At 67.8% G+C, this 23595-nt stretch carries 20 protein-coding genes and 1 tRNA gene; 18 read left to right on the top strand and 3 right to left on the bottom strand.

Annotated features, from left to right (window positions below):
• The first annotated feature begins 8 nt into the window (after positions 1-8).
• From nuoF to rbfA, 14 genes are all read left to right on the top strand, one after another.
• Positions 9-1379, top strand: a complete 1371-nt coding sequence (gene nuoF / locus ACOZ90_RS00430) for an NADH-quinone oxidoreductase subunit NuoF (RefSeq protein ID WP_422891662.1) — start codon at positions 9-11, stop codon at positions 1377-1379.
• Positions 1376-3613 carry an NADH-quinone oxidoreductase subunit NuoG gene (nuoG, locus tag ACOZ90_RS00435; protein WP_422891663.1) on the top strand — a complete coding sequence of 746 codons (2238 nt, stop codon included), beginning with the start codon at positions 1376-1378 and terminating at the stop codon, positions 3611-3613. Before nuoF ends, nuoG begins: the two co-directional genes overlap by 4 nt.
• Entirely contained in the window at positions 3610-4707 is a 1098-nt protein-coding gene (nuoH, locus tag ACOZ90_RS00440) for an NADH-quinone oxidoreductase subunit NuoH (protein WP_422891664.1), read from the top strand. The genes nuoG and nuoH overlap by 4 nt, the downstream gene beginning before the upstream one ends.
• Positions 4704-5192 carry an NADH-quinone oxidoreductase subunit NuoI gene (gene nuoI / locus ACOZ90_RS00445; protein WP_422891665.1) on the top strand — a complete coding sequence of 163 codons (489 nt, stop codon included), beginning with the start codon at positions 4704-4706 and terminating at the stop codon, positions 5190-5192. The genes nuoH and nuoI overlap by 4 nt, the downstream gene beginning before the upstream one ends.
• A gap of 3 nt (positions 5193-5195) precedes the next feature.
• Positions 5196-5849, top strand: a complete 654-nt coding sequence (locus ACOZ90_RS00450; RefSeq protein ID WP_422891666.1) for an NADH-quinone oxidoreductase subunit J — start codon at positions 5196-5198, stop codon at positions 5847-5849.
• Complete coding sequence (nuoK, locus tag ACOZ90_RS00455) at positions 5846-6169, top strand: NADH-quinone oxidoreductase subunit NuoK (RefSeq protein ID WP_422891667.1); 324 nt, start codon at positions 5846-5848, stop codon at positions 6167-6169. The genes ACOZ90_RS00450 and nuoK overlap by 4 nt, the downstream gene beginning before the upstream one ends.
• A 7-nt stretch (positions 6170-6176) precedes the next feature.
• Positions 6177-8225 carry an NADH-quinone oxidoreductase subunit L gene (nuoL, locus tag ACOZ90_RS00460; RefSeq protein ID WP_422891668.1) on the top strand — a complete coding sequence of 683 codons (2049 nt, stop codon included), beginning with the start codon at positions 6177-6179 and terminating at the stop codon, positions 8223-8225.
• Positions 8226-8238: 13 nt separating this feature from the next.
• Complete coding sequence (locus ACOZ90_RS00465; protein WP_422891669.1) at positions 8239-9750, top strand: NADH-quinone oxidoreductase subunit M; 1512 nt, start codon at positions 8239-8241, stop codon at positions 9748-9750.
• A gap of 13 nt (positions 9751-9763) precedes the next feature.
• The gene (gene nuoN / locus ACOZ90_RS00470; protein WP_422891670.1) at positions 9764-11233 is read left to right on the top strand and encodes an NADH-quinone oxidoreductase subunit NuoN; all 1470 of its coding nucleotides are present in this window, start codon (positions 9764-9766) and stop codon (positions 11231-11233) included.
• Positions 11234-11314: 81 nt separating this feature from the next.
• A tRNA-Met gene (locus ACOZ90_RS00475) sits at positions 11315-11391 on the top strand.
• Between the two features lie 181 nt (positions 11392-11572).
• The gene (gene rimP / locus ACOZ90_RS00480; RefSeq protein ID WP_422891671.1) at positions 11573-12127 is read left to right on the top strand and encodes a ribosome maturation factor RimP; all 555 of its coding nucleotides are present in this window, start codon (positions 11573-11575) and stop codon (positions 12125-12127) included.
• A 49-nt stretch (positions 12128-12176) separates the two neighbouring features.
• Entirely contained in the window at positions 12177-13688 is a 1512-nt protein-coding gene (nusA, locus tag ACOZ90_RS00485; RefSeq protein WP_422891672.1) for a transcription termination factor NusA, read from the top strand.
• Between the two features lie 132 nt (positions 13689-13820).
• Entirely contained in the window at positions 13821-16403 is a 2583-nt protein-coding gene (gene infB, locus ACOZ90_RS00490; RefSeq protein ID WP_422891673.1) for a translation initiation factor IF-2, read from the top strand.
• Positions 16404-16406: 3 nt separating this feature from the next.
• A complete protein-coding gene (rbfA, locus tag ACOZ90_RS00495; protein WP_422891674.1) occupies positions 16407-16775 on the top strand; it encodes a 30S ribosome-binding factor RbfA in 369 nt (122 codons plus the stop codon).
• Between the two features lie 6 nt (positions 16776-16781).
• Here the strand turns inward: rbfA and ACOZ90_RS00500 are convergent, their stop codons facing one another.
• Positions 16782-17129: a hexameric tyrosine-coordinated heme protein gene (locus tag ACOZ90_RS00500; RefSeq protein ID WP_422891675.1), complete on the bottom strand. Its 348-nt coding sequence runs from the start codon at positions 17127-17129 to the stop codon at positions 16782-16784.
• A 98-nt stretch (positions 17130-17227) separates the two neighbouring features.
• Between ACOZ90_RS00500 and truB the strand changes: the two genes are divergently transcribed.
• From truB to ACOZ90_RS00520, 4 genes are all read left to right on the top strand, one after another.
• Positions 17228-18187 carry a tRNA pseudouridine(55) synthase TruB gene (gene truB, locus ACOZ90_RS00505; RefSeq protein WP_422891677.1) on the top strand — a complete coding sequence of 320 codons (960 nt, stop codon included), beginning with the start codon at positions 17228-17230 and terminating at the stop codon, positions 18185-18187.
• Between the two features lie 159 nt (positions 18188-18346).
• Positions 18347-18607, top strand: coding sequence for a 30S ribosomal protein S15 (gene rpsO, locus ACOZ90_RS00510; RefSeq protein WP_422891678.1), 261 nt, complete (start codon positions 18347-18349; stop codon positions 18605-18607).
• Between the two features lie 138 nt (positions 18608-18745).
• Positions 18746-20851: a polyribonucleotide nucleotidyltransferase gene (pnp, locus tag ACOZ90_RS00515; protein ID WP_422891679.1), complete on the top strand. Its 2106-nt coding sequence runs from the start codon at positions 18746-18748 to the stop codon at positions 20849-20851.
• A 349-nt stretch (positions 20852-21200) separates the two neighbouring features.
• On the top strand, positions 21201-21818 hold the full coding sequence (locus tag ACOZ90_RS00520; RefSeq protein ID WP_422891680.1) for a hypothetical protein: 618 nt from the start codon (positions 21201-21203) through the stop codon (positions 21816-21818).
• Between the two features lie 13 nt (positions 21819-21831).
• On the opposite strand, the gene ACOZ90_RS00525 is transcribed toward ACOZ90_RS00520, so the two are convergent.
• Together ACOZ90_RS00525 and ACOZ90_RS00530 are read right to left on the bottom strand one after the other, a co-directional pair.
• Positions 21832-21999, bottom strand: coding sequence for a hypothetical protein (locus tag ACOZ90_RS00525; RefSeq protein WP_422891681.1), 168 nt, complete (start codon positions 21997-21999; stop codon positions 21832-21834).
• Positions 22000-22055: 56 nt separating this feature from the next.
• Positions 22056-23453 (bottom strand): GntP family permease, encoded by a 1398-nt coding sequence (locus ACOZ90_RS00530; RefSeq protein WP_422891682.1) that lies wholly within the window; start codon positions 23451-23453, stop codon positions 22056-22058.
• Positions 23454-23595: the final 142 nt, after the last annotated feature.

Genomic DNA, 23595 nt, shown 5'->3' on the forward strand with positions numbered 1-23595 from the left:
GAAGCGAGATGGCGCATCACACCCCCAAGGTTTCCGAAGGCTACGGGCCGGTCGGCCCGGCTCCGCAGGAGCACCAGGCCGTCTACACGACGCTGCACTTCGACAAGCCGTGGTCGTACGAGAACTATCTCAGGACCGGCGGCTACAGCGCGCTGCGCAAGGTGCTGGAGGAGAAGATCCCGCCGGCCGACGTGATCGAGATGGTCAAGCAGTCCGGCCTGCGCGGCCGCGGCGGCGCAGGCTTCCCGACCGGGCTGAAGTGGAGCTTCATGCCCAAGGAGTCGGGCATGCAGAAGTACATCCTGTGCAACTCGGACGAGTCCGAGCCGGGCACCTGCAAGGATCGCGACATCCTGCGCTACAACCCGCATTCGGTGATCGAGGGCCTGGCGATCGCCTGCTACGCCACCGGTTCCAGCGTGGCCTACAACTACATGCGCGGCGAGTTCCACCACGAGCCGTTCGAGCACATCGAAGAGGCGCTGGCCGAGGCCTACGCGCACGGCTGGCTGGGCAAGGACGTGCTCGGCTCCGGGGTCGATATCGACATCTACAACGCGCTGGGCGCGGGCGCCTACATCTGCGGCGAGGAAACCGCGCTGATGGAGTCGCTGGAAGGCAAGAAGGGCCTGCCGCGCTACAAGCCGCCGTTCCCGGCCAACTTCGGCCTCTACGGGCGTCCGACCACGATCAACAACACCGAGACCTTCGCCTCGGTGCCGGCGATCATCCGCAACGGCTCGGAGTGGTTCCTCAACCTGGGCAAGCCCAACAACGGTGGCTGCAAGATTTTCTCGGTCTCCGGGCATATCCAGGAGCCGGGCAACTACGAGATCCGCCTGGGCACGCCGTTCTCCGAACTGCTGGAAACCGCCGGCGGCCTGCGCCCGGGGCGCAAGCTCAAGGGCGTGATCCCGGGCGGTTCGTCGATGCCGGTGCTGCCGGGCGACACCATGATGGGCCTGACCATGGACTACGACGCGCTGCAGAAGGCGGGGTCGGGCCTGGGGTCGGGCGCGGTGATCGTGATGGACGACACCACCTGCATGGTGCGCGCCTGCCAGCGCATCGCCCGCTTCTACATGCAGGAAAGCTGCGGCCAGTGCACTCCGTGCCGCGAGGGCACCGGCTGGATGTGGCGCATGATCACCCGGGTGGTTGACGGCCTGGCCACGGTGGATGACCTGCACGTGCTGAAGGCCGCCGCCGGCCAGATCGAGGGCCACACCATCTGCGCCTTCGGCGAGGCCGCGGCGTGGCCGGTGCAGGGCTTCCTGCGCCACTTCTGGGACGAGTTCGAATACAGGATCGTCAACGGGCGCTTCCTTGTGGACGACGAGCGCAATGGCACCGTGGTGCCGAAGGCGGAGGTGGCATGAGCGCGCAGCCCGTCAACCCGAACCTGCCGCCCGACCACGTCACCGTCTTCATCGACGGCGTGGAGATGGCCGCGCCCAAGGGCTCGATGATCATCCAGGCCGCCGACCGCGCCGGGATCCCGATCCCGCGCTTCTGCTACCACGACAAGCTGTCCATCGCGGCCAACTGCCGCATGTGCCTGGTCGAGGTGGAGAAGATGGGCAAGCCGGCGCCGGCCTGCGCCACGCCGGTCATGGACGGCATGAAGGTCTCCACCCGCAGCGACAAGGCGCTCAAGGCGCAGCGCAACGTGATGGAGTTCCTGCTGATCAACCATCCGCTGGACTGCCCGGTCTGCGACCAGGGCGGCGAGTGCGAGCTGCAGGATCTGTCGCTGGGCTACGGCCGCTCGGTCAGCCGCTTCGTCGAGCGCAAGCGTTCGGTGCCCGACGAGGATCTGGGCCCGCTGGTGGCCACCGAGATGACCCGCTGCATCCACTGCACGCGCTGCGTGCGGGTCACCGACGAGATCGCAGGCACCCACGAGCTGGGCACCATGTACCGCGGCGAGAACCGCCAGATCGGCACCTACGATGGCAAGCCGCTGACCACCGAGCTGTCGGGCAACGTGATCGACGTGTGTCCGGTGGGCGCGCTGACCAACAAGGTGTTCCGCTTCCGGGCGCGTCCGTGGGAGCTGGTCGCCGGGCAGTCGCTGGGCTACCACGACCCGCTGGGCAGCAACCTGTTCGTGCACCTGCGCCGCGGCGAGGCGATGCGCGTGGTGCCGCGTGACAACGAAGACGTCAACGAGTGCTGGCTGTCCGACCGCGACCGCTATTCGCACCAGGGCCTGTACGCCGAAGACCGTGCCACCGCGCCGATGCTGCGCGAAGGCGACGGCTGGCGCGAGGCCAGCTGGGACGAGGCGCTGGCACGCGCCGCGCAGATCCTGCGCGACAACGCCGCCGACGACCTGGGCGTGCTGGCGCACCCGGCGACCTCGAACGAGGAGGGCACGCTGCTGGCGCGCCTGGCCAGGGGCCTGGGCACCGGCAACATCGACCATCGCATCGGCCAGGTGGATCCGGCCGGTGCCGGCGCCGCTGCGGCCTTCGGCATGCCGGTGGCCGACATCGCCAGCGCCGACGTGATCGTGATCGTGGGCTCCAACCTGCGCCACGAGGTGCCGCTGCTGCACCAGCGCGTGCGTCAGGCCTGGCGCAAGGGCGCGAAGGTGCACGTGGTCAACCCGGTCGATTTCGAATTCACCTTCGACATCGCCGGCAAGCAGATCGTGGCGCCGTCCAGGCTCGCCGACGCGCTGGGCTCTGGCGAGCTGGCCGGCGCGCTGCGCAACGGCGACCGCGCAGCGGTGATCGTGGGCGCGCTGGCCGAAGCCGGCCCGCACGCCGCGGCGATCCGCAGCGCGGCCGAATCGCTGGCCTCGGCCACCGGCGCCGCGCTGTGCCGCATCCCGCAGGGCGCCAACGCGCTTGGGCTGGCCAATGCCGGCGTGCTGCCCATCTCGCGCGATGCGCGGGCGATGCTGGAGCAGCCGTGCTCGGCCTACGTGCTGTACGGCATCGAACCGGGGCTGGACTTCGCCGACCAGGCGCAGGCCCTGAAGTCCTTGAAGGGGGCACAGGTGGTGGCGTTCAGTCAGTTCGCATGCGAGTCCACCCGCGCGGTGGCGGACGTGATCCTGCCGATCGGGGCACTGCCCGAGATCGACGCGACCCTGACCAACCTGGACGGGCGCGAACAGCAGGCGATGGCGGGCGCCAAGCTCCCCGGCCAGGCGCGCGCCGGCTGGCGGGTGCTGCGTACGCTGGGCGCCGAGCTGGGGCTGGACGGGTTCGGCTTCATGGACATCGCCGGCCTGCGTGCGGGCATGGAGGCCGCCACGGCGGCACCGGCCGCGGCGCAGGAGGCGCGCGTGCCCGACTCCGGCGACGGCCTGGAGCTGGCCACGGCGCCGGCCATCTACCGCAGCGACGCGGTCGTCCGCCGCGCCGCCGCGCTGCAGGCGCATCCGCTGACCCTCGGGCCGCAGGTCACCTTGAACCCCGAAGACGCGCAGCGCATCGGCGTGGCCGACCAGGCCATGGCGAAGGTGTCCAACCACGCCGGCACCGCCACCCTCAAGGTGTCGGTCAGCAGCAGCGTTGCCGCAGGCTCTGCCTGGGTCGAGCGCGGCTACGGCGCGACCGCCGCCCTGGTGGCCGGCCGCGTGGAGGTGCAGCAGGCATGAACACTGCACAGCTTCTTTCTCAATGGACGGCGCCGCTGCACGAGGCCCTGATGGGCCTGGGCGCGATCGGCGTGGTGATCTGGATCGTACTCAAGATCCTGGCCATCGCGGTGCCGGTGATCCTGGCGGTGGCGTTCTACGTGGTGTGGGAGCGCAAGCTCATCGGCTGGATGCACATCCGCCACGGGCCGATGTACGTGGGCAAGGGCCTGTTCCAGACCATCGCCGACGTCATCAAGCTCCTGCTCAAGGAGATCATCCGACCGACCCAGGCCAACCCGGTGCTGTTCTTCCTGGCGCCGATGCTGGCCCTGGTGCCGGCGTTCGCGGCCTGGGCGGTGGTGCCGTTCGACTCCCAGCTGGTGCTGTCCAACGCCAACGCCGGCCTGCTGTACCTGCTGGCGATGACCGCGCTGGGCGTGTACGGCGTGATCCTGGCCGGCTGGGCCTCCAACTCCAAGTTCGCCCTGCTCGGCGCCATGCGCTCGGCCGCGCAGATGGTCAGCTACGAGATCCCGATGGGCTTCTCGCTGGTCGGCGTGCTGATCGCCGCCGGCAGCCTGAACCTGACCGACATCGTCATGGCGCAGGATCGCGGGGGCGGCTTCTTCGGCTGGTTCTGGCTGCCGCTGCTGCCGCTGTTCGTGATCTATTTCGTCTCCGGCCTGGCCGAGACCAACCGCTTGCCGTTCGACGTGGTCGAGGGCGAGTCGGAGATCGTGGCCGGCCACATGGTCGAATATTCGGGCTCGGCGTTCGCGCTGTTCTTCCTGACCGAATACGCGAACATGATCCTGATCAGCTTCCTCACGGCGCTGTTCTTCACCGGCGGCTGGCTCTCGCCGATCCCGGCGTCCTGGGTGCCCGACGTGCCGGTGCTGTCGGTGCTGCTGGGGCCGGGCTGGTGGTGGCTGTTCCTGAAGGTGTTCTTCTTCGCCAGCTGCTTCATCTGGTTCCGTGCATCGTTCCCGCGCTACCGCTATGACCAGATCATGCGCCTGGGCTGGCGGGTGTTCATCCCGATCAGCATCGCCTGGATCGTGGTGACCGCGCTGATGGCGTACTTCGGAATCCTGGAAGGAGTGCAGCGATGAGCCGCTTTGCAAGCTGGTTCCGGAGCCTGTTCCTGCTGGAAATGCTCCAGGGCCTGGGGCTGACCCTGAAATACATGGTCAGGCCCAAGTACACGCTGATGTACCCGATGGAGAAGGTGCCGCAGTCGCCGCGCTTCCGCGGGCTGCACGCGCTGCGCAAGTATCCCAACGGGGAAGAGCGCTGCATCGCCTGCAAGCTGTGCGAGGCGGTGTGCCCGGCGCTGGCGATCACGATCGATTCGGAGCAGCGCGAGGACAACACCCGCCGCACCACGCGCTACGAGATCGACCTGTTCAAGTGCATCTACTGCGGCTTCTGCGAGGAGTCGTGCCCGGTCGATTCGATCGTGCTGACCCACGTGCACGAGTACCACTTTGAAAACCGCGGCGAGAACATCGTCACCAAGCCGCAGCTCCTGGCGATCGCCGACCGGCTCGAACCCGAGATCGCCGAGCGCCGCGCCGCAGACTCGGCCTACAGGTAAGCCATGGACTTCGTATTGCCCGCCTTCTATGTGTTCGCCGCGATCGCGGTCATGGCCGCCGTGGCCGTGATCAGCGTGCGCAACCCGGTGCACTCGGTGCTGTTCCTGGTGCTGACCTTCTTCTCGGTGGCCTGCACCTGGATCATCGCCGGCGCCGAGTTCCTCGGACTGGCGCTGATCCTGGTCTACGTCGGCGCGATCATGGTGCTGTTCCTGTTCGTGGTGATGATGCTCGAGGTCGACATCGCCGCGGTCCGCGACGGCTACGTGCGCTACCTGCCGGTGGGCCTGCTGGTGGCGGTGGTGATGCTGGTGCAGATCCTCACCGTGATCGGCGTGCGCGCCCGCAGCACGCCGTACGAGGCGCTGCCCGGGATGGCCGAGGAGATGAACACCGCGTGGGTGGCCTACACGCTGTTCACCGACTACCTGCTGCCGTTCGAGATCGCCGCGCTGATCCTGACGGTGGCGGTGATCGCGGCGGTGGTGCTGACCCTGCGCAACCGCGAGGGCACCAAGCGCCAGAACCCGGGCGAACAGTCCCGCACCACCGCCGGCGAGCGCCTGCGCATGGTGAAGATGCAGGCGGAGGCGACGCGCAGCACGCGCGACGTGCCCGCAGACGGCCAGGCTCCGGCCGGGGAGGGCAAGCCATGAGTTTCCTGGGCGAGGGCCTGGCCCTCGGGCATTTCCTGGTGCTGGGCGCGGTGCTGTTCTGCATCTCCGTCGCCGGGATCTTCCTCAACCGCAAGAACGTGATCGTGCTGCTGATGTCGATCGAGCTGATGCTGCTTTCGGTCAACATCAACTTCGTGGCGTTCTCGCGCGAGTTCGGCGAGGCCTCGGGACAGGTGTTCGTGTTCTTCATCCTCACGGTGGCCGCCGCCGAAGCGGCGATCGGCCTGGCGATCCTGGTGTCGCTGTTCCGCAACCGGCGCACGATCAACGTCGCCGACATCGATCTGCTCAAGGGGTAGGCGGTCAATGGAATTCTCGACATCCCACCTGCTCATCATCGTGCTGGCGCCGCTGCTGGGCTCGATCGTGGCGGGCCTGTTCGGGCGCCAGGTCGGCCGCACCGGCGCGCACGTGGTCACCATCCTGGGCGTGGCGGTCAGCTGCGCGGTGTCGGCCTGGGTGCTCTGGCAGCTCGTCCAGGGCGCCGCGCCGTACAACCAGAACGTCTACACCTTCTTCGACGTCGGCAGCTTCTCGGCCCACGTGGGCTTCATGGTCGACCGGCTGACCGCGATGATGATGGTCGTGGTCACCTTCGTCTCGCTGCTGGTGCACGTCTACACCATCGGCTACATGAAGGATGACCCGGGCTACCAGCGGTTCTTCAGCTATATCTCGCTGTTCACCTTCTCCATGCTCATGCTGGTGATGAGCAACAACTTCCTGCAGCTGTTCTTTGGCTGGGAAGCGGTGGGCCTGGTGTCGTACCTGCTGATCGGGTTCTGGTTCAAGAAGCCCAGCGCGGTGTTTGCCAACATGAAGGCGTTCCTGGTCAACCGGGTGGGCGACTTCGGCTTCCTGCTCGGCATCGCCGCGGTGGCGTACTGGTTCGGCACGCTGGACTACGCCACCGTGTTCGCCAACGCCGGCGCCACCATCGGCGGCGAACAGGTGGTCGAGATCATCCCGGGGCAGGCCTGGTCGGTGGCCACGCTGATCTGCGTGCTGCTGTTCATCGGCGCGATGGGCAAGTCGGCGCAGGTGCCGCTGCACGTGTGGCTTCCCGACTCGATGGAAGGCCCGACCCCGATCTCGGCCCTGATCCACGCCGCCACCATGGTCACGGCGGGCATTTTCATGGTCGCGCGGATGTCGCCGCTGTTCGAATTCAGCGACGCGGCGCTGGCCTTCGTGCTGTTCATCGGCGCCACCACGGCCTTCTTCACCGGCCTGATCGGCATCGTCCAGAACGACATCAAGCGCGTGGTCGCGTACTCGACCCTGTCGCAGCTGGGCTACATGACGGTGGCGCTGGGCGTGTCGGCGTACTCGGCGGCGGTGTTCCACCTGATGACCCACGCCTTCTTCAAGGCGCTGCTGTTCCTGGGCGCGGGCTCGGTGATCATCGCCATGCACCACGAGCAGGACATGCGCCGCATGGGCGGCCTGCGCAAGTACATGCCGGTGACCTTCTGGACGATGGTGATCGGCACCATGGCGCTGATCGGCACGCCGTTCCTGTCCGGCTTCTACTCCAAGGACACCATCATCGAGGCGGCCGGCCACGCCGCCGAGCGGATGGGCTGGGTCGGCACCTACGGCTACTGGGCGGTGCTGCTGGGCGCGTTCGTCACCAGCTTCTACAGCTTCCGCCTGCTGTACCTGACGTTCTTCGGCAAGGAGCGCTTCCGCGACGCGCCGGCCCATGACGAGGGCCACGACGACCACGGCCACGGCCCGGTCGAGCCGAAGGAGTCGCCGTGGGTGGTGACCGTGCCGCTGGTGCTGCTGGCGATCCCGTCGATCCTGGTCGGTTTCTTCACCGCCGGGCCGATGCTGTTCGGCACCGACTGGAGCGGGCAGGCAGAGCAGGTGCCGTTCTTCTTCGGCGCGATCGACCTGGCGGCAGCCCGCGACACGGTGGCGGCGCTGGGCGAGCGGCTGTGGACCGGTGGGCCGGTGGGCTACGCGCTGCACGGCTTCGTGACCCCGGTGTTCTGGCTGACCGCGGCGGGCTTCGTGCTGGCCACGCTGATGTACTGGTGGAAGCCGGAGATGGCCACGCGCGCGCGCCAGGCGTTCCGGTTCCCGGTCAAGGTGCTGGAGAACAAGTACTGGGCCGACGACCTGTGGATCAAGGGGTTTGCCGGCGGCGGCCTGGATCTGGGCAAGGTGTCGCGCTGGTTCGACGAGAAGATCGTCGACGGCGTGTTCGTCAACGGCACGGTGAAGGTGATCGGCCTGGTGGCCGCCATCTCCCGCCGTGCCCAGTCCGGCATGCTCTACCACTACGCATTCGTGATGATCATCGGCCTGGTTGTGCTGCTGGCCATCCTCATCCGCCACTGGCGCTGACGGAAAAAGATACGTGTCCAACTGGCCTCTACTCAGTCTCCTGATCTGGCTGCCGATCCTCGGCGGCCTCCTCACGCTCGCCTGCGGCAACGCACGGCCCGCGACGGCCCGCTGGGTCGCGCTGGGCACCGGCGTGCTGGTGCTCGCCGTCAGCCTGCTGCTGCTAACCGGGTTCGATTTCGCCAATGCCGGGCTGCAGTTCCTGGAACGGCGCGAATGGATCCCCGCGTTCGACATCCAGTACCACCTGGGTGCGGACGGCATCTCGGTGGCGCTGATCGTGCTGACCACGCTGACCACGGTGCTGGTGCTGATCGGCGCCTGGGCCTCGATCAACACCCGCGTCAGCCAGTACTTCGCGGCGATGCTGGTGCTCGAAGGCCTGATGATCGGCGTGTTCTCGGCCGTGGACGCGATGCTGTTCTACGTGTTCTTCGAGGCCATGCTGATCCCGATGTTCATCATCATCGGCGTGTGGGGCGGGCCGCGCAGGGTCTACGCCACGATCAAGTTCTTCCTGTACACGTTCCTGGGCTCGATCTTCATGCTGGTCGGCCTGATCTACCTGTACCTGAAGGGCGGCAGCTGGCAGCTGCCCGACCTGTACGCGCTGCCGCTCACGGCCACCGAGCAGATGTGGCTGTTCTTCGCCTTCATGGCCGGCTTCGCGATCAAGATTCCGATGTTCCCGGTGCACACCTGGCTTCCGGACGCGCACGTGGAGGCGCCCACCGGCGGCTCGGTGATTCTGGCGGCGATCATGCTGAAGATCGGCGGCTACGGCTTCATGCGCTTCTCCCTGCCGATCGTGCCCGACGCCGGCCACGAGTACGCCTGGATCCTGATCGCGCTGTCGCTGATCGCGGTGGTCTACGTGGGCATGGTCGCGCTGGTGCAGAACGACATGAAGAAGCTGATCGCCTATTCGTCGGTCTCGCACATGGGCTTCGTGACCCTGGGCATCTTCATCGCCTTCGCGCTGGTGCGCGACCAGGGCAACGTGGACGCCGCGCGCCTGGGCCTGCAGGGCGCGATGGTGCAGATGATCAGCCACGGCTTCATTTCCGGCGCAATGTTCACCTGCGTGGGCGTGCTGTACGACCGCATGCACACCCGCATGATCCGCGACTACGGCGGCGTGGCCAACGTGATGCCGTGGTTTGCCGCCTTCTTCGTACTGTTCAGCATGGCCAACTCGGGCCTGCCGGGCACCTCGGGCTTCGTTGGCGAGTTCATGGTGATCGTGGCTTCGTTCCAGGCCCACCCGCTGATCGCGTTCGCCGCGGCGCTGACCCTGATCATCGGCGCGTCGTACTCGCTGTGGCTGGTCAAGCGGATCTTCTACGGCGAGATCGGCAATGCCCACGTCGCCAGCCTGAAGGACATCGGCGGGCGCGAGGCCCTGGTACTGGGCGTCTTCGCCGCCGGCGTGCTGCTGATCGGCGTATGGCCCCGGCCGCTGACCGAACTGATGGAGCCGTCCATCGCGCAACTGGCCCAGCTGCTGGCCGCCACCAAGCTTTGAGGATGATGACGCGATGACCGTCGCTGCAATGACGCCCCCCGTTCGTACCTTCGCCGAGTTCGCGCCGCTTGTGCCCGAGCTGGTGGTGGTGTTCGGTGCGTTCGCACTGCTGATGCTGGATCTGTTCCTGGACGATCGCCGCCGGGTGCTGACCCACGCGCTGTCGATCGTGACCCTGCTGCTGGCCGCGGCGATGATCGCGCTCGGGGTCGGAGGGCAGGGCGATGTGATGGAAGGCCTGTTCTTCCGCGACACCGCCTCGGACGCGCTCAAGGTGGTGATGCTGCTGGTCTCGGCCGCGGCGCTGGCCTACCTGTGGCCGTTCATGCGCGAGCGCGGGCTGTACCGGGGCGAGATCCCGGTGCTGGTGCTGTTTGCGGTCATCGGCATGATGCTGCTGGTCTCGGCCGGCAACCTGACCATGATCTACCTGGGCCTGGAGCTGATGGCGCTGTGTTCGTACGCGCTGGTGGCGATCGACCGCGACAGCAAGCTGGCGTCGGAAGCGGGCATGAAGTACTTCGTGCTCGGCTCGCTGTCCTCGGGCCTGCTGCTGTACGGCCTGTCGCTGATCTACGGCGCCACCGGCAGCCTGTACCTGGACGAGATCAACGTCGCCGCGGCCGCGCTGGCCGGCGAGGATCGCGTGCTGCTGCTGGCCGGGCTTGTGTTCTCGGTGGCCGGCGTGGCGTTCAAGTTCGGCGCGGCGCCGTTCCACATGTGGCTGCCGGATACCTACCACGGCGCGTCCACGCCGATCACGCTGTTCATCGGCTCGGCGCCCAAGCTCGCCGCCTTCGGCCTGGCCTGGCGCCTGTTCGAGCAGGGCCTGGGCCCGCTGGCGGACAACTGGCAGCTGCTGCTGGCGCTGCTGGCGGCGCTGTCGCTGGTGATCGGCAACCTGGGCGCGATCGTCCAGACCAACCTCAAGCGGATGCTGGCGTACTCGACGGTGTCCCACGTTGGCTTCCTGTTCCTGGGCATCGCCGGCGGCGGCCCGGACGGGCTGGCGGCGGCGATGTTCTACGCGATCGTCTACGCGATCATGTCGGCCGCGGCCTTCGGCGCGATCATCATGCTGTCGCGCAACGGGTTCGAGGCGGATCGCATCGAGGACTTCCGCGGCCTCAACGCCCGCAGCCCGTGGATGGCCGCACTGGTGCTGGCCATCATGGTGTCGCTGGCCGGCGTGCCGCCGCTGCTGGGCTTCTGGGCCAAGCTTGCGGTGCTGCAGGCCGCGGTTGCCGGTGACCTGATGTGGCTGGCCATCATCGGCATCGTGTTCGCGGTGATCGGCGCGTTCTACTACCTGCGCGTGGTCAAGGTGATGTACTTCGACGAGCCGGCCGGCGAGCCGGTCAGCCAGCGCGAGGGCGGGGGGCTGCGGGTGATGTTCGCGGTCAATGCGCTGTCGCTGCTGGCGCTGGGCCTGTTCTGGAGCCCGCTGATGGAGCTTTGCCAGCGGGCGTTTGCCGCCGGCTGATCGAAAGGGCCTGGGCCGTTCATCCCGGACGGCCCGGGGTCTTGCAATAAATGGCCGTCTTGGCCATAATTCCGGGTCTGTTGCGGGGTGGAGCAGTCTGGCAGCTCGTCGGGCTCATAACCCGAAGGTCGCAGGTTCAAATCCTGCCCCCGCTACCAGCTTTTCGCGGTCGATGAAAAGCCTTTGGAACAAGGCTTTTTTGCATTATCCGGCCGTGGAACGGGTTGAGTCGTTGCGCAACTGCTCGCGCATCGACGCCGAAATCCAGTGGATCGGACAAGGGGCCCGCCGGGCCCCTTGTCTTTTCCGGCATTCGAGAAAACAGCCAGAGGTAAGCGCTTGGCCGACAAGGCAACCACGATCACCGAACTGCTGGCACCCACCGTCGAGGCGCTGGGGCTGGAGCTGCTGGGCATCGAGTACCTGCCGATGCCGGGCGGCTCGCTGCTGCGCCTGTACATCGACCGCCCGGGCGCCGAAGCCGGCGCCGAGGTGGACGGAGAGGGCGTAACCGTGGACGATTGCGAGGCCGTGAGCCGCGAGGTGTCGGCCCAGCTGGACGTCGAGGATCCGATCAGCGGCAACTACACGCTGGAAGTGTCCTCGCCCGGCCTGGATCGGCCGCTGTTCACGCCCGCGCACTTCGAGCGATTCACCGGCGAGGTGGTGAAGGTCGGGCTGAAGCTGCCGCAGGACGGCCGCCGCAGGCTGCAGGGCCGGATCCTCGGGGTCGACGGCGAAACCATCCGCGTCGATGTCGACGGCCAGGCGTTCGAGGTGGCGTTGGGCAACGTGGAGAAGGCGCGGCTGGTGCCCGACTGGGCGGCACTGGGGCTCGCCCCGGAAAAGAACGACAGGGCCGGGCGCACGCGCCCGGGCAAGCGCAAGCACTGACAGCGGTGCGCAAGCACCAATTCCAGAAACAGCCAGAGGCGTAACGGAAATGAGCAAGGAACTTTTGATGGTCGTCGACGCGGTCGCCAACGAGAAGGGCGTGCCGGAGTCGGTGATCCTCGAAGCGATCGAGGCGGCATTGGCGACCGCGGCGAAGAAGCACTATCCCGAACAGGACGTGCTGACCCGCGTGTCGATCGACCCCAAGGACGGCACCTACGAAACCTTCCGCCGCTGGGAAGTGGTCGCCGATGATGAAGTCATGGAGTCGCCGGATCGCCAGATCCGCCTGATGGACGCGGTCGACGAGGCCGAGGGCGTCGAGGTCGGCGACTACATCGAGGAGCAGATCGAGAACGCCGAGTTCGGGCGCATCGCAGCGCAGGCCGCCAAGCAGGTGATCGTGCAGCGCGTGCGCGAGGCCGAGCGCGCCCAGGTCGTGGACGCGTGGAAGGATCGTGTGGGCGAGCTGGTCACCGGCGTGGTCAAGCGCGTCGAGCGCGGCAGCGTGTACGTGGATCTGGGCGGCAACGCCGAAGCGTACATCCCCAAGGACAAGGCGATCCCGCGCGACGTCGTGCGCGCCGGTGACCGCATCCGCGGCTACCTGTACGACGTGCGCAGCGAGCCGCGCGGCCCGCAGCTGTTCATCAGCCGCGCCGCCCCGGAATTCATGATGGAGCTGTTCAAGCTGGAAGTGCCGGAAGTCGGCCAGGGCCTGGTCGAGATCAAGGCCTGCGCCCGCGATCCGGGCGACCGCGCCAAGATCGCGGTGCTGGCCTATGACAACCGCACCGATCCGATCGGCGCCTGCATCGGCATGCGCGGCTCGCGCGTGCAGGCGGTGTCCAACGAGCTCAACGGCGAGCGCGTGGACATCGTGCTGTGGTCGGACAACCCGGCCCAGTTCGTGATCAACGCGATGGCGCCGGCCGAGGTGCAGTCGATCGTGGTCGACGAGGACAAGCATTCGATGGATCTGGCCGTGGCCGAGGAGCTGCTGGCCAAGGCGATCGGCAAGGGCGGGCAGAACGTGCGCCTGGCCAGCCGCATGACCGGCTGGCAGCTCAACGTGATGACCCAGGATCAGGTGGCCGAGAAGACCGAGGCCGAGCAGGCCGTGGCCCGCGAGCTGTTCCAGGACAAGCTGGAGGTCGACGAGGAGATCGCCGGCATCCTGGTGTCGGAAGGCTTCAGCTCGGTCGAGGAAATCGCCTACGTCCCGGTCGGCGAGCTGCTGGCGGTGGAGGGCTTTGACGAGGATATCGTCGAGGAGCTGCGCGCCCGCGCCAAGGATGCGCTGCTCAACGACGCCCTGGCGTTCGAGGAGGAGCTGAACGAGAACGCCCCGGCCGAGGATCTGCTCGGGCTGGAGGGCATGGACGAGAACCTCGCCTACGCCCTGGCCTCGCACGGCGTGCGTACCAGCGAGGATCTGTCCGACCTGGGCACGGACGAGCTGGTCGATCTCAACATCGAGGGCATCGACGAGGAGCGCGCCGCGGCGCTGATCCTGGCCGCCCGCGCCGAGGAGATCGCCAGGCTGGAGGCGGAGGGCTGACCGGCCGGCCACGCGCCAGGCCGGCCCCGCCGGGGCCGCCGACGCGCCTGGGCCCGGAACATCTCCCCGGCACCCGTTAGAATCGTTTCATCCGCGGCGGCAGAACGCCGTCGCCAAGGACACGGAAACCGAATGTCGCAACAAACCACCATCCGCAAGCTCGCCGCCCTGGTGAATACGCCGGTCGAGAAACTGCTGGAACAGCTGGCCGAGGCCGGCATGGAGTTCGGCGATCCCGATCAGGTCGTGACCAGCACCGAGAAGGTGAAACTGCTGGGCTTCCTGCGGCGGACTCACGGCAAGGCCGAGAAGGCCGGGGCCGACCCGGTCGCACCCCGGAAGATCACCCTGAGCCGCAACCGCAAGCAGGAGCTGACCGTCGGCGGCGGCAGGAACCGCCAGACGGTCGACGTGCTGGTGCGCAAGAAGGTGGTGCTTGAGAAGCCTTCCGAGCAGGCCGCCGCCACGCCGGTGGCGGACGCCGATTCCGAGCGCGCCGAGATCCTGCGCAAGCTGGAGGAGTCGCGCCAGCGCAACCTCAGCGAGCAGCAGCGCCTGGCCGAAGAAGACCAGAAGCGGATCGAGGAGGCCGAGCGCCAGCGCAAGGAAGCCGAGGCCGAGGCCGAACGCCTGCGCCTGGAAGCCGAGCAGGCCGCGGCCGCCGCTGCCGCCGAAGAGACGGGCGGCGCACGCAAGTCGTCCGGCCACGGGCATGGCAAGCCGGCACCGGCGCGCGACGAGCGCGGCGGCCACAAGCAGAAGCAGCACCGCGGCTCGCACGCGATGGTGCAGGGCGTGGAGGATGATGAAAACGCGGCCCGTTTCGCCGGCCAGCTGCACCTGAGCGCCGCCGACCGCGCGCGCCGCTCCACCGCGCGCAAGACCCGCCCGCGCCGCCAGGTCGAGCAGTCGCGCTCGGGCGCAGGCCCGCACGGCTTCGAGCGGCCCACCGCCCCGGTGGTGCGCGAAGTGCAGATCGGTGACGCGATCACCGTGGCCGACCTCGCCCAGAAGCTGGCGATGAAGGGCGGCGACGTGGTCAAGACGCTGTTCAAGATGGGCGTGATGGCCACCATCACCCAGTCCATCGACCACGACACCGCGGCGCTGGTGACCGAGGAACTCGGCCACAAGGCGGTGCGCGCCCAGAGCGACGACGCCGAGAGCGAGCTGATCGCGCAGGTGTCGGAAACCACCGGTGAAGCCGTTGCGCGGCCGCCGGTGGTCACCATCATGGGCCACGTCGACCACGGCAAGACTTCGCTGCTCGACCACATCCGCAGCACCCGCGTGGCAACCGGCGAGGCCGGCGGCATCACCCAGCACATCGGCGCCTACCACGTGGAAACCGACAAGGGCGTGGTGAGCTTCCTGGATACGCCCGGACACGCCGCGTTCTCGTCCATGCGCGCCCGCGGCGCCAAGCTGACCGACATCGTGGTGATCGTGGTCGCCGCCGACGACGGCGTCATGCCGCAGACGATCGAGGCGATCCAGCACGCGCGCGGCGCGGAAGTGCCGCTGATCATCGCGATCAACAAGATCGACAAGTCCACCGCCGATCCGGGCCGGATCAAGAATGAACTGCTTGAACACGAAGTGGTGGCCGAGGACTTCGGCGGCGACATCCAGATGGTGGAGATCTCGGCCAAGACCGGCCAGGGCATCGACGACCTGCTGGACGCGATCCTGCTGCAGGCAGAGCTCCTGGAGCTCAGCGCCGTGGCCGAGGGCCGCGCCAGCGGCACCGTGATCGAGTCCTCGCTGGACAAGGGCCGCGGCCCGGTCGCCACCGTGCTGGTCCAGCAGGGCCGGCTCAACAAGGGTGATTTCCTGGTCTGCGGCGTGCACTTCGGCCGCGTCCGCGCACTGTTCGACGAGGCCGGCAAGAACGTCGACGGCGCCGGGCCGTCGATCCCGGTGCAGCTGCTGGGCCTTTCGGGCGTGCCCGACGCGGGCGACGACTTCGTGGTCGTCGAGGACGAGCGCCTGGCCAAGGAGGTCGCCGGCGAGCGCGAGCACAAGCGCCGCGAGACCCGCCTGGTGCAGGCCGCCGGCAACCGCATGGAAGACATCATGGCGCAAATGGGCCAGGCCGAGCAGCTGCAGCTCAACCTGGTCGTCAAGGCCGACGTGCAGGGCTCAGTGGAGGCGCTGAAGCAGGCCCTGACCGCGCTCACCAACGACCAGATCCGGATCAACATCATCGTCGGCGGCGTGGGTGGCATCACCGAGTCCGACGCCAACGCCGCAGCCACCGCCAAGGCCACGATCATCGGCTTCAACGTGCGTGCCGACGCCTCGGCGCGCAAGGTGATCGAGACCAACAACCTCGACCTGCGCTACTTCTCGATCATCTACGATGTGATCGACCAGGTGAAGCAGGTGGCCTCGGGCATCCTGGGCGTGGAGATCCGCGAGGAGATCATCGGCACCGCCGAGGTGCGCGAGGTGTTCCGCAGCTCCAAGTTCGGCGCCGTCGCCGGCTGCATGGTGGTCGAGGGCGTGGTGCGCCGCGACCGCGGCATCCGGGTGCTGCGCGACAACACGGTCATCTTCGAGGGCGAGCTGGAGTCGCTGCGCCGCTTCAAGGAGAACGTGGACGAGGTGCGCGAGAACACCGAGTGCGGTATCGGCGTGAAGGCCTACAACGATATCCAGCCGGGCGACCGCATCGAGTGCTTCGAGCGCATCGAGGTCCAGCGGACGCTGTAAGCGATGAAGCCTTTTGCACGTACTGACCGCGTATCAGCCCAGCTCCGCCGCGAGCTGGGCACGCTGGTGCGCGCGGCGGTGGATGAAAACGGCCTGCCGTCGGTGAGCGTGTCCGACGTGGAAGTGACCCGCGACCTGGCCCATGCCAAGGTGTTCGTCACCGCGCTGCAGCCGGAGCGCTCGGCCGAGGCGCTGGCCGGGCTCAAGGCGCTGGCCGGGGAAATCCGCTACCGGCTGGCGCGGCAGGTCAAGCTCCGGCACGTGCCGGAGCTGCACTTCCACTACGACGATTCGGTGGATCGCGGCGAAAGGATCGACGCGCTGCTGCGCGAGAACCCGCCGGCGGCAGAAGAGCCCGGCGCGCACGAATAGCCCGGCTCAGTCGGAGCCGGATGGGGCGCGGCCGCGCCAGTAGTCGTTGGCCTCGGCGATGATCCTGAACTCGGCGGTCACCATCGCCGCCGCCTGCATCAGCATCTCCGGATCCTCCTCGTACTTTTCCCGGACCCGCTGCTTGGCCGCGCCGTCGCGCTGGATCTCGCCGATGGTCTTGCGCACCAGGGTGATGGCAAGCTGGCGCCCCTGCAGCGGTGTATCGGTGATCAGGCTGGGCACGTAGTCCTCGGCGGGTGCCGACTGCATGGCGGCGGCCGGTTCGGCGGCAAGGGCGCCCGGCACCGCGGTGGCGCAGGCGAGGGCCAGGATGGCTGCAAGGTTCGCTTTCATTGATACGTCCTCCCGTGATCAGGTCGGCGCCAGTCTGGCCCCACCGCCCGCAGCATCGCCCTGATCCGGGTCAATCGGCAAGCACCTACAATCAGTCGATGTCCCAGCGTCCGCGCATCAAATTCCACAAGCTCGACGGCATCCTGCTGCTCGACAAGCCCCAGGGCCCCAGCTCCAGCCAGGCGCTGCAGCGGGCCAGGCGCCTGTTCGCGGCGGAGAAGGGCGGCCATACCGGCAGCCTGGATCCGCTGGCCACCGGCCTGCTGCCGCTGTGCTTCGGCGAGGCGACCAAGATCACCGGCGGCCTGCTGGGCGCGCGCAAGGCCTACGACACCGTGGCCAGGCTGGGCGTGGTCACCGACACCGACGACGCCATGGGCCAGCCGCTGCGCGAGCGCCCGGTGCCGGCCTTCGACCTGGCCACCATCGACGCCGCGCTGGAAAAACTGACCGGCCGGCTGATGCAGCGGCCGCCGATCTATTCGGCGCTCAAGCGCGGCGGTGAACCGCTGTACGCGAAGGCGCGCCGCGGCGAGGAGGTGGAGGTCGAGCCGCGCGAGGTCGAGGTTCACGAATTCAGCTTGCTCTCGGCCAACGACCTGCTCGACCGCGGCGAGCCGCTGCTGCGGCTGCACGTGGAGTGCGGCTCGGGCACCTACGTGCGCAGCCTGGTCCGCGACCTGGGTGAGCTGCTGGGCTGCGGCGCCCACGTGGCGGAGCTGAGGCGGCTGTGGGTGGATCCGTTCAGGACGCCGAAGATGTGGACGTTCGAAGCCCTGGAGTCATTGGCCGAACGCGGCCGGGACAGCCTGGACGCCTGCCTGCTGCCGGTGGAGGCGGGCATGGTGGCCTGGCAGCCGCTGGTGGTGGATCCGGCGCAGGCGCGCAGGCTGTCGTTCGGGCAGGCAGTGGAGGGAGGCTTCGCCCAGCCCGGGGAGGTGGCGATATTCAACGCCGCAGGGCGGGCCCTGGGGCTGGGGACGGTGGATGAATACGGCGACCTCAGGCCCCGCCGGCTGTTCTCGTGGGCGTGCACGCAGCCGGCCGGAACCTCCTGAGCCTTGTCCCAAAAGGGGGCAGCGGCTACAATTCCGGAGCTTTTTCAAGCAATTCCACCGGCTCCCCCGGGGCTGGTGGCCACTACCGCACGCGGCGGGCCATGTGGTGCGTCCCTGGGCAGGGACGTTTCTGCTGGCCGCGCATCACGAGGCACACCAATGTCCATCGACAACAGCAAGATCATCGAAGAACACAAGCGCGGTGACAACGACACCGGTTCCACCGAAGTCCAGGTCGCCCTGCTCAGCGCGCGCATCGCGCACCTGACCGAGCACTTCAAGGCCCACAAGAAGGATCACCACAGCCGGCGCGGCCTGCTGCAGATGGTCAACCGCCGTCGCAAGCTGCTCGACTACCTCCACCGCAAGGACGCCGCGCGCTATCGCGAGCTGATCGAGAAGCTCGGCCTGCGCCGGTAAACCAGACCCACGCCGCGGCGCAGCAATGCGCCGCGGTTTGTTTTTCCGCTCCACCATTCCCGAGCCGCTGCAGTCGCGGCCACCCGTACCGGGCAGGGGCCCGATACGGTTCATCGCAAGAGTTTCAAGGAATCCAACGTGTCGAAAGTTACCAAGAGCTTCCAGTACGGCAATCGCACCGTCACCCTGGAGACCGGTGAGGTCGCCCGCCAGGCCGGCGGCGCCGTCATCGTCTCGTGCGAAGGCACCGTGCTGCTGGTCACCGCGGTCGCCAACAGGACCGCGCGCGAAGGACAGGACTTCTTCCCGCTGACCGTCGATTACCAGGAGAAGTTCTATGCCGGCGGGCGCATCCCGGGCGGCTTCTTCAAGCGCGAAGGCCGCGCGACCGAGAAGGAAACCCTGATCTCGCGCCTGATCGACCGCCCGATCCGCCCGCTGTTCCCCGACGGCTTCCGCAACGAAGTGCAGGTCATCGCCACCGTGATGTCGCTGAACCCGGAAGTGGACGGTGACATCCCGGCCCTGCTCGGCGCCTCGGCCGCCGTCGCCCTGACCGGCGCCCCGTTCGCCGGCCCGATCGGCGCGGCCAAGGTCGGCTACAAGGACGGCCAGTACCTGCTCAACCCGACCACCACCGAGCTGCAGGATTCGGATCTGGAGCTGGTCGTGGCCGGCACCCGGGACGCCGTGCTGATGGTGGAATCGGAAGCCAACGTGCTGTCCGAGGAAGTGATGCTGGGCGCGGTGATGTTCGGTCACCAGCAGATGCAGGTCGCCATCGACACCATCAACGAGCTGGTTGCCGAAGCCGGCAAGCCGAAGTGGGAGTGGGAACAGCCGGCCCGCAGCGAGAGCCTGGTCGACGCGCTGCGCAACGCCATCGGCGGCAAGCTGTCCGAGGCGTTCCAGGTGCGCGACAAGATCGAGCGCCGCGACACCATTTCCGGCCTGAAGAAGCAGATCCTCGAAGCGCTGGCCCCGCAGGCCGAGCAGAACGAGTGGGCCAGCGGCGACCTGGGCAAGGAGTTCGGTGAGCAGGAATACCAGACCATGCGCCGCGCGGTGCTGGAGACCAAGGTTCGCATCGACGGCCGCGCGCTCGACCAGGTGCGCCCGATCAGCTCCAAGGTCGGCATCCTGCCGCGCGTGCACGGCTCGTCGCTGTTCACCCGCGGCGAGACCCAGGCGATCGTGGTGGCCACCCTGGGCACCGCCCGCGACGGCCAGATCATCGACGCGGTTGGCGGCGAGTACAAGGAGCACTTCCTGTTCCACTACAACTTCCCGCCGTACTCGGTGGGCGAGGCCGGCCGCATGATGGGCCCCAAGCGCCGCGAAATCGGCCACGGGCGCCTGGCCAAGCGCGGCGTGCTGGCGGTGATGCCGTCGATGGAAGAGTTCCCGTACACCATCCGCGTGGTGTCGGAGATCACCGAGTCGAACGGCTCGTCCTCGATGGCCTCGGTCTGCGGCAGCTCGCTGGCGCTGATGGATGCCGGCGTGCCGATCAAGGCCCCTGTGGCGGGCATCGCCATGGGCCTGGTGAAGGAAGGCGACGACTACGTGGTGCTCAGCGACATCCTCGGTGACGAGGATCACCTGGGCGACATGGACTTCAAGGTGGCCGGTACCGATGCCGGCATTACCGCGCTGCAGATGGACATCAAGATCGAGGGCATCACCGAGGAGATCATGAAGGTGGCGCTGGAGCAGGCAAAGCGTGGCCGCCTCCATATCCTGGGCGAGATGGCCAATGCGCTGACCACCCCGCGCGAGGAGCTCTCCGAGTACGCCCCGCGCCTGCTGACCATCAAGATTCACCCGGACAAGATCCGCGAGGTGATCGGCAAGGGCGGTGCCACCATCCAGGGCATCACCAAGGAAACCGGCACCCAGATCGACATCCAGGATGACGGCACCATCGTCATCGCCTCGGTCAACGCCGCCGCCGCGCAGGCCGCCAAGGAGCGCATCGAGCAGATCACCTCGGACGTGGAGCCGGGCCGGATCTACGAGGGCAAGGTGGTCAAGATCATGGACTTCGGCGCGTTCGTGACCATCCTGCCGGGCAAGGACGGCCTGGTGCACGTCTCGCAGATCTCCTCCGAGCGGGTGGAGAAGGTCTCCGACAAGCTCAAGGAAGGCGACGTGGTCAAGGTCAAGGTGCTGGAAGTCGACAAGCAGGGCCGCATCCGCCTGTCGATGAAGGCCGTGGAGGAAGGCGAGGGCGTGTCCGAGTGACACCCTGACGCACTCCGGAAACGGAAACGGAAAAGGCGGGCTTCGGCCCGCCTTTTTCGTTGCCTGTCAAAGCCCGTCCCCGTCCCCGTCCCCGTCCCCGAAGCCGAAGCCCCGTTGCAGCCGGCAGGCCTTTGCGCGTAAGTAAAGGAGGAGGCCGTAGCGCAGCGCAGGCCGGGGGACATGGAGCGCAAAGGCCTGCCGGCCGCGGCGGGGCCCGTCAGGTCGCGGCAACGTGAACCGAAGAAGCAAGCCTGGATGGAGACCCCCGGCAGCGAGCCGAAGGAAGCGCCTGCCAGCGTTGTGGCTATACTCCCGCGGCACCGACCCACCATTCACACCAGGAGCCGTCATGAAGTTCCGTATCTCCGCTTCACCGCTTGCGCTGTGCCTCCTTCTGCCGCTTGCCGCCTGTGCCGGGGTGGAGTCGCAGGGCGAGGCTGTCCCCAATGCCGGAGCTGCGCAGGCTGCCAACGCACAGGAACAGATGGTGGAGGCCGAAATCGCCTGGCAGGGCCAGGTCACCGCGGTGGATGCGGCGCAGCGGCTGGTGACGCTGCGCGATGGGCAGGGCGATGAGCGCACGTTCCGGATCGAGGAGCAGGTGCAACATCTGGAGACCATGCAGCCGGGCGACCGGGTAGAGGTCTATTTTCGCCGCTCGCTGGTGTTCGACATGCAGCCGGCCGGCAGCGCCGAGCCCGGCGCCTACATCTGGGAAGACAGGCAGCACCCGGATCCCGACCGCCCGGGCGTGGTGGATCGTGAAGTGGTGGTGGTGATGTCGCCGCTGGTCGCGATCGATACCGGCGCCAGCACGATTTCGGTCGAGTCCCCCAACGGCAGCATCCAGGTGCTGGAAGTGCGCGAGCCGCGGCACCGCGAAGCGCTCCACGGACTGGAAGTCGGCGATCTGCTGCGGATCCAGTTCCGCCGGGTGCTGGCGGTGCGGGTGCTGCCCGAAGCCTGACCGGCCGCTGCGATCAGGCCAATACGGTGGCGACGTAGTAGACGATCGTTCCGAGCAGGAAGATGATGCCGATGCTCATCAGCACCAGGCCGGGCTTTCCGCGGCGCATGATGTATCCGAGAGTCAGGATCAGCAGGCCGGCGAGCACCAGCGTGACGTAGATGTTGAAGGCGTCGAACATGGGTTCCCCCGTCCCCGCGTGCAGCGGCATGGGCCCAGTCTAGCCCGCGGGCAGGGTCACACCCAGCCGGTCAGATAGAACAGACCGATCATCACGAACACCACCGAGGTACCGATCACCGTGATCGCGAAGATGTCGCCGTAGGACTGGCGATGGGTGAGGCCGGTGACCGCCAGCAGGGTGATCACCGCGCCGTTGTGGGGCAGGGTGTCCATGCCGCCGGAAGCCATGGCGGCGATCCGGTGCAGCACGTCCATCGGGATCCCGGCGGCCTGGGCGTTGGCGATGAAGGTCTCCGACATCGCCGCCAGGGCGATGCTCATGCCGCCGGAGGCCGATCCGGTGATGCCGGCCAGCGCCGTCACCGTCACCGCCTCGTGCACCAGCGGGTCGTTGATCGCGTTGAGGCTGTTGGCTACCAGCAGGAAGCCGGGCAGGGCCGCGATCACCGCGCCGAAGCCGTATTCGGAAGCCGTGTTCATCGACGCCAGCAGCGCGCCGCCGATCGCGGCCTTGGTGCCTTCGGCGAACTTCGCGGTCACCGGCTTCCAGGCCAGGAACAGCACCGCCAGTATGCCCACCAGCAGCGCGCCCTGGACCGCCCAGATCGCGGCCACCCGCGAGACCTCCTGCACGATCGGCTCGGCGCCGCCCATCGAGGAGGGGTTGAAGCTGTGGGTCGCGCCGTACAGGTGCGGGATCAGGTCGGTGAATAGCTTGTTGGACACGCCTACCAGCACCAGCGGCAGCAGCGCCACCAGCGGGTTGGCCAAGCGGTCGCCAACGAAGGGTTCGGGCTCGTTGAGCAGGTTCTCGCCGTAGCCTTCCCCGGCCGCGACGGCCCTGCGCCGCCGCCACTCCAGGTAGCTGATGCCCCCGGCGAAGATCAGCACCGAGCCGATCGTGCCCAGCACCGGCGCGGCCCAGGAGTCGGTGCCGAAAAACGCGGTGGGAATGATGTTCTGGATCTGCGGCGTGCCCGGCAGCGCCATCATGGTGAAGGTGAAGGCGCCCAGAGCGATGGTGCCCGGGATCAGGCGCTTGGGGATCTGGGCCTGGCGGAACAGCTCGGCGGCGAACGGGTAGACCGCGAACACCACCACGAACAGCGACACCCCGCCGTAGGTCAGCAGCGCGCACACGGTCACGATCGACAGCATCGCCCGCTGCGGGCCGAACAGGCGGATGGTGGCGGCCACGATCGACTTGGAGAAGCCGGAAATCTCGATCAGCTTGCCGAACACCGCGCCCAGCAGGAACACCGGGAAGTACAGTTTCAGGAAGCCGACCATGCGATCCATGAACAGCCCGGTGAACATCGGTGCCACCAGGTCGGGATCAGTCAGCAGCACCGCGCCCATCGCCGCCACCGGCGCGAACAGGATCACGCTGTGGCCGCGGTAGGCGACGTACATCAGGAAGCTCAGCGCGCCGAGCACGATCAGCAGGGACATGGGTACGGGATCCGGCGAAAGCGGCCGCCAGTGTCCCCGCGCGCCGATGGCGCTTACATTGTCCGAAGGTACAAGTGCCGCCCCCCGGGGCCGACCCTAGGCTTGCAGCGTGGCCGAACCGGCCGTGACGCGCCCTGCCGGG

Origin of the sequence: Luteimonas dalianensis (genome assembly GCF_049339425.1) — a bacterium.
Lineage (GTDB): Bacteria > Pseudomonadota > Gammaproteobacteria > Xanthomonadales > Xanthomonadaceae > Luteimonas > Luteimonas dalianensis.

Coding starts and splice junctions, on each gene's coding strand:
- nuoG (WP_422891663.1), top strand. CDS start 1,376: ATGAGCGCGCAGCCCGTCAACCCGAACCTGCCGCCCGACCACGTCACC.
- infB (WP_422891673.1), top strand. CDS start 13,821: ATGTCGCAACAAACCACCATCCGCAAGCTCGCCGCCCTGGTGAATACG.
- truB (WP_422891677.1), top strand. CDS start 17,228: ATGTCCCAGCGTCCGCGCATCAAATTCCACAAGCTCGACGGCATCCTG.
- ACOZ90_RS00530 (WP_422891682.1), bottom strand. CDS start 23,453: ATGTCCCTGCTGATCGTGCTCGGCGCGCTGAGCTTCCTGATGTACGTC.
- rbfA (WP_422891674.1), top strand. CDS start 16,407: ATGAAGCCTTTTGCACGTACTGACCGCGTATCAGCCCAGCTCCGCCGC.
- nusA (WP_422891672.1), top strand. CDS start 12,177: ATGAGCAAGGAACTTTTGATGGTCGTCGACGCGGTCGCCAACGAGAAG.
- nuoH (WP_422891664.1), top strand. CDS start 3,610: ATGAACACTGCACAGCTTCTTTCTCAATGGACGGCGCCGCTGCACGAG.
- ACOZ90_RS00500 (WP_422891675.1), bottom strand. CDS start 17,129: ATGAAAGCGAACCTTGCAGCCATCCTGGCCCTCGCCTGCGCCACCGCG.
- ACOZ90_RS00520 (WP_422891680.1), top strand. CDS start 21,201: ATGAAGTTCCGTATCTCCGCTTCACCGCTTGCGCTGTGCCTCCTTCTG.
- ACOZ90_RS00450 (WP_422891666.1), top strand. CDS start 5,196: ATGGACTTCGTATTGCCCGCCTTCTATGTGTTCGCCGCGATCGCGGTC.
- nuoI (WP_422891665.1), top strand. CDS start 4,704: ATGAGCCGCTTTGCAAGCTGGTTCCGGAGCCTGTTCCTGCTGGAAATG.
- nuoK (WP_422891667.1), top strand. CDS start 5,846: ATGAGTTTCCTGGGCGAGGGCCTGGCCCTCGGGCATTTCCTGGTGCTG.
- nuoN (WP_422891670.1), top strand. CDS start 9,764: ATGACCGTCGCTGCAATGACGCCCCCCGTTCGTACCTTCGCCGAGTTC.
- ACOZ90_RS00525 (WP_422891681.1), bottom strand. CDS start 21,999: ATGTTCGACGCCTTCAACATCTACGTCACGCTGGTGCTCGCCGGCCTG.
- rpsO (WP_422891678.1), top strand. CDS start 18,347: ATGTCCATCGACAACAGCAAGATCATCGAAGAACACAAGCGCGGTGAC.
- nuoF (WP_422891662.1), top strand. CDS start 9: ATGGCGCATCACACCCCCAAGGTTTCCGAAGGCTACGGGCCGGTCGGC.
- nuoL (WP_422891668.1), top strand. CDS start 6,177: ATGGAATTCTCGACATCCCACCTGCTCATCATCGTGCTGGCGCCGCTG.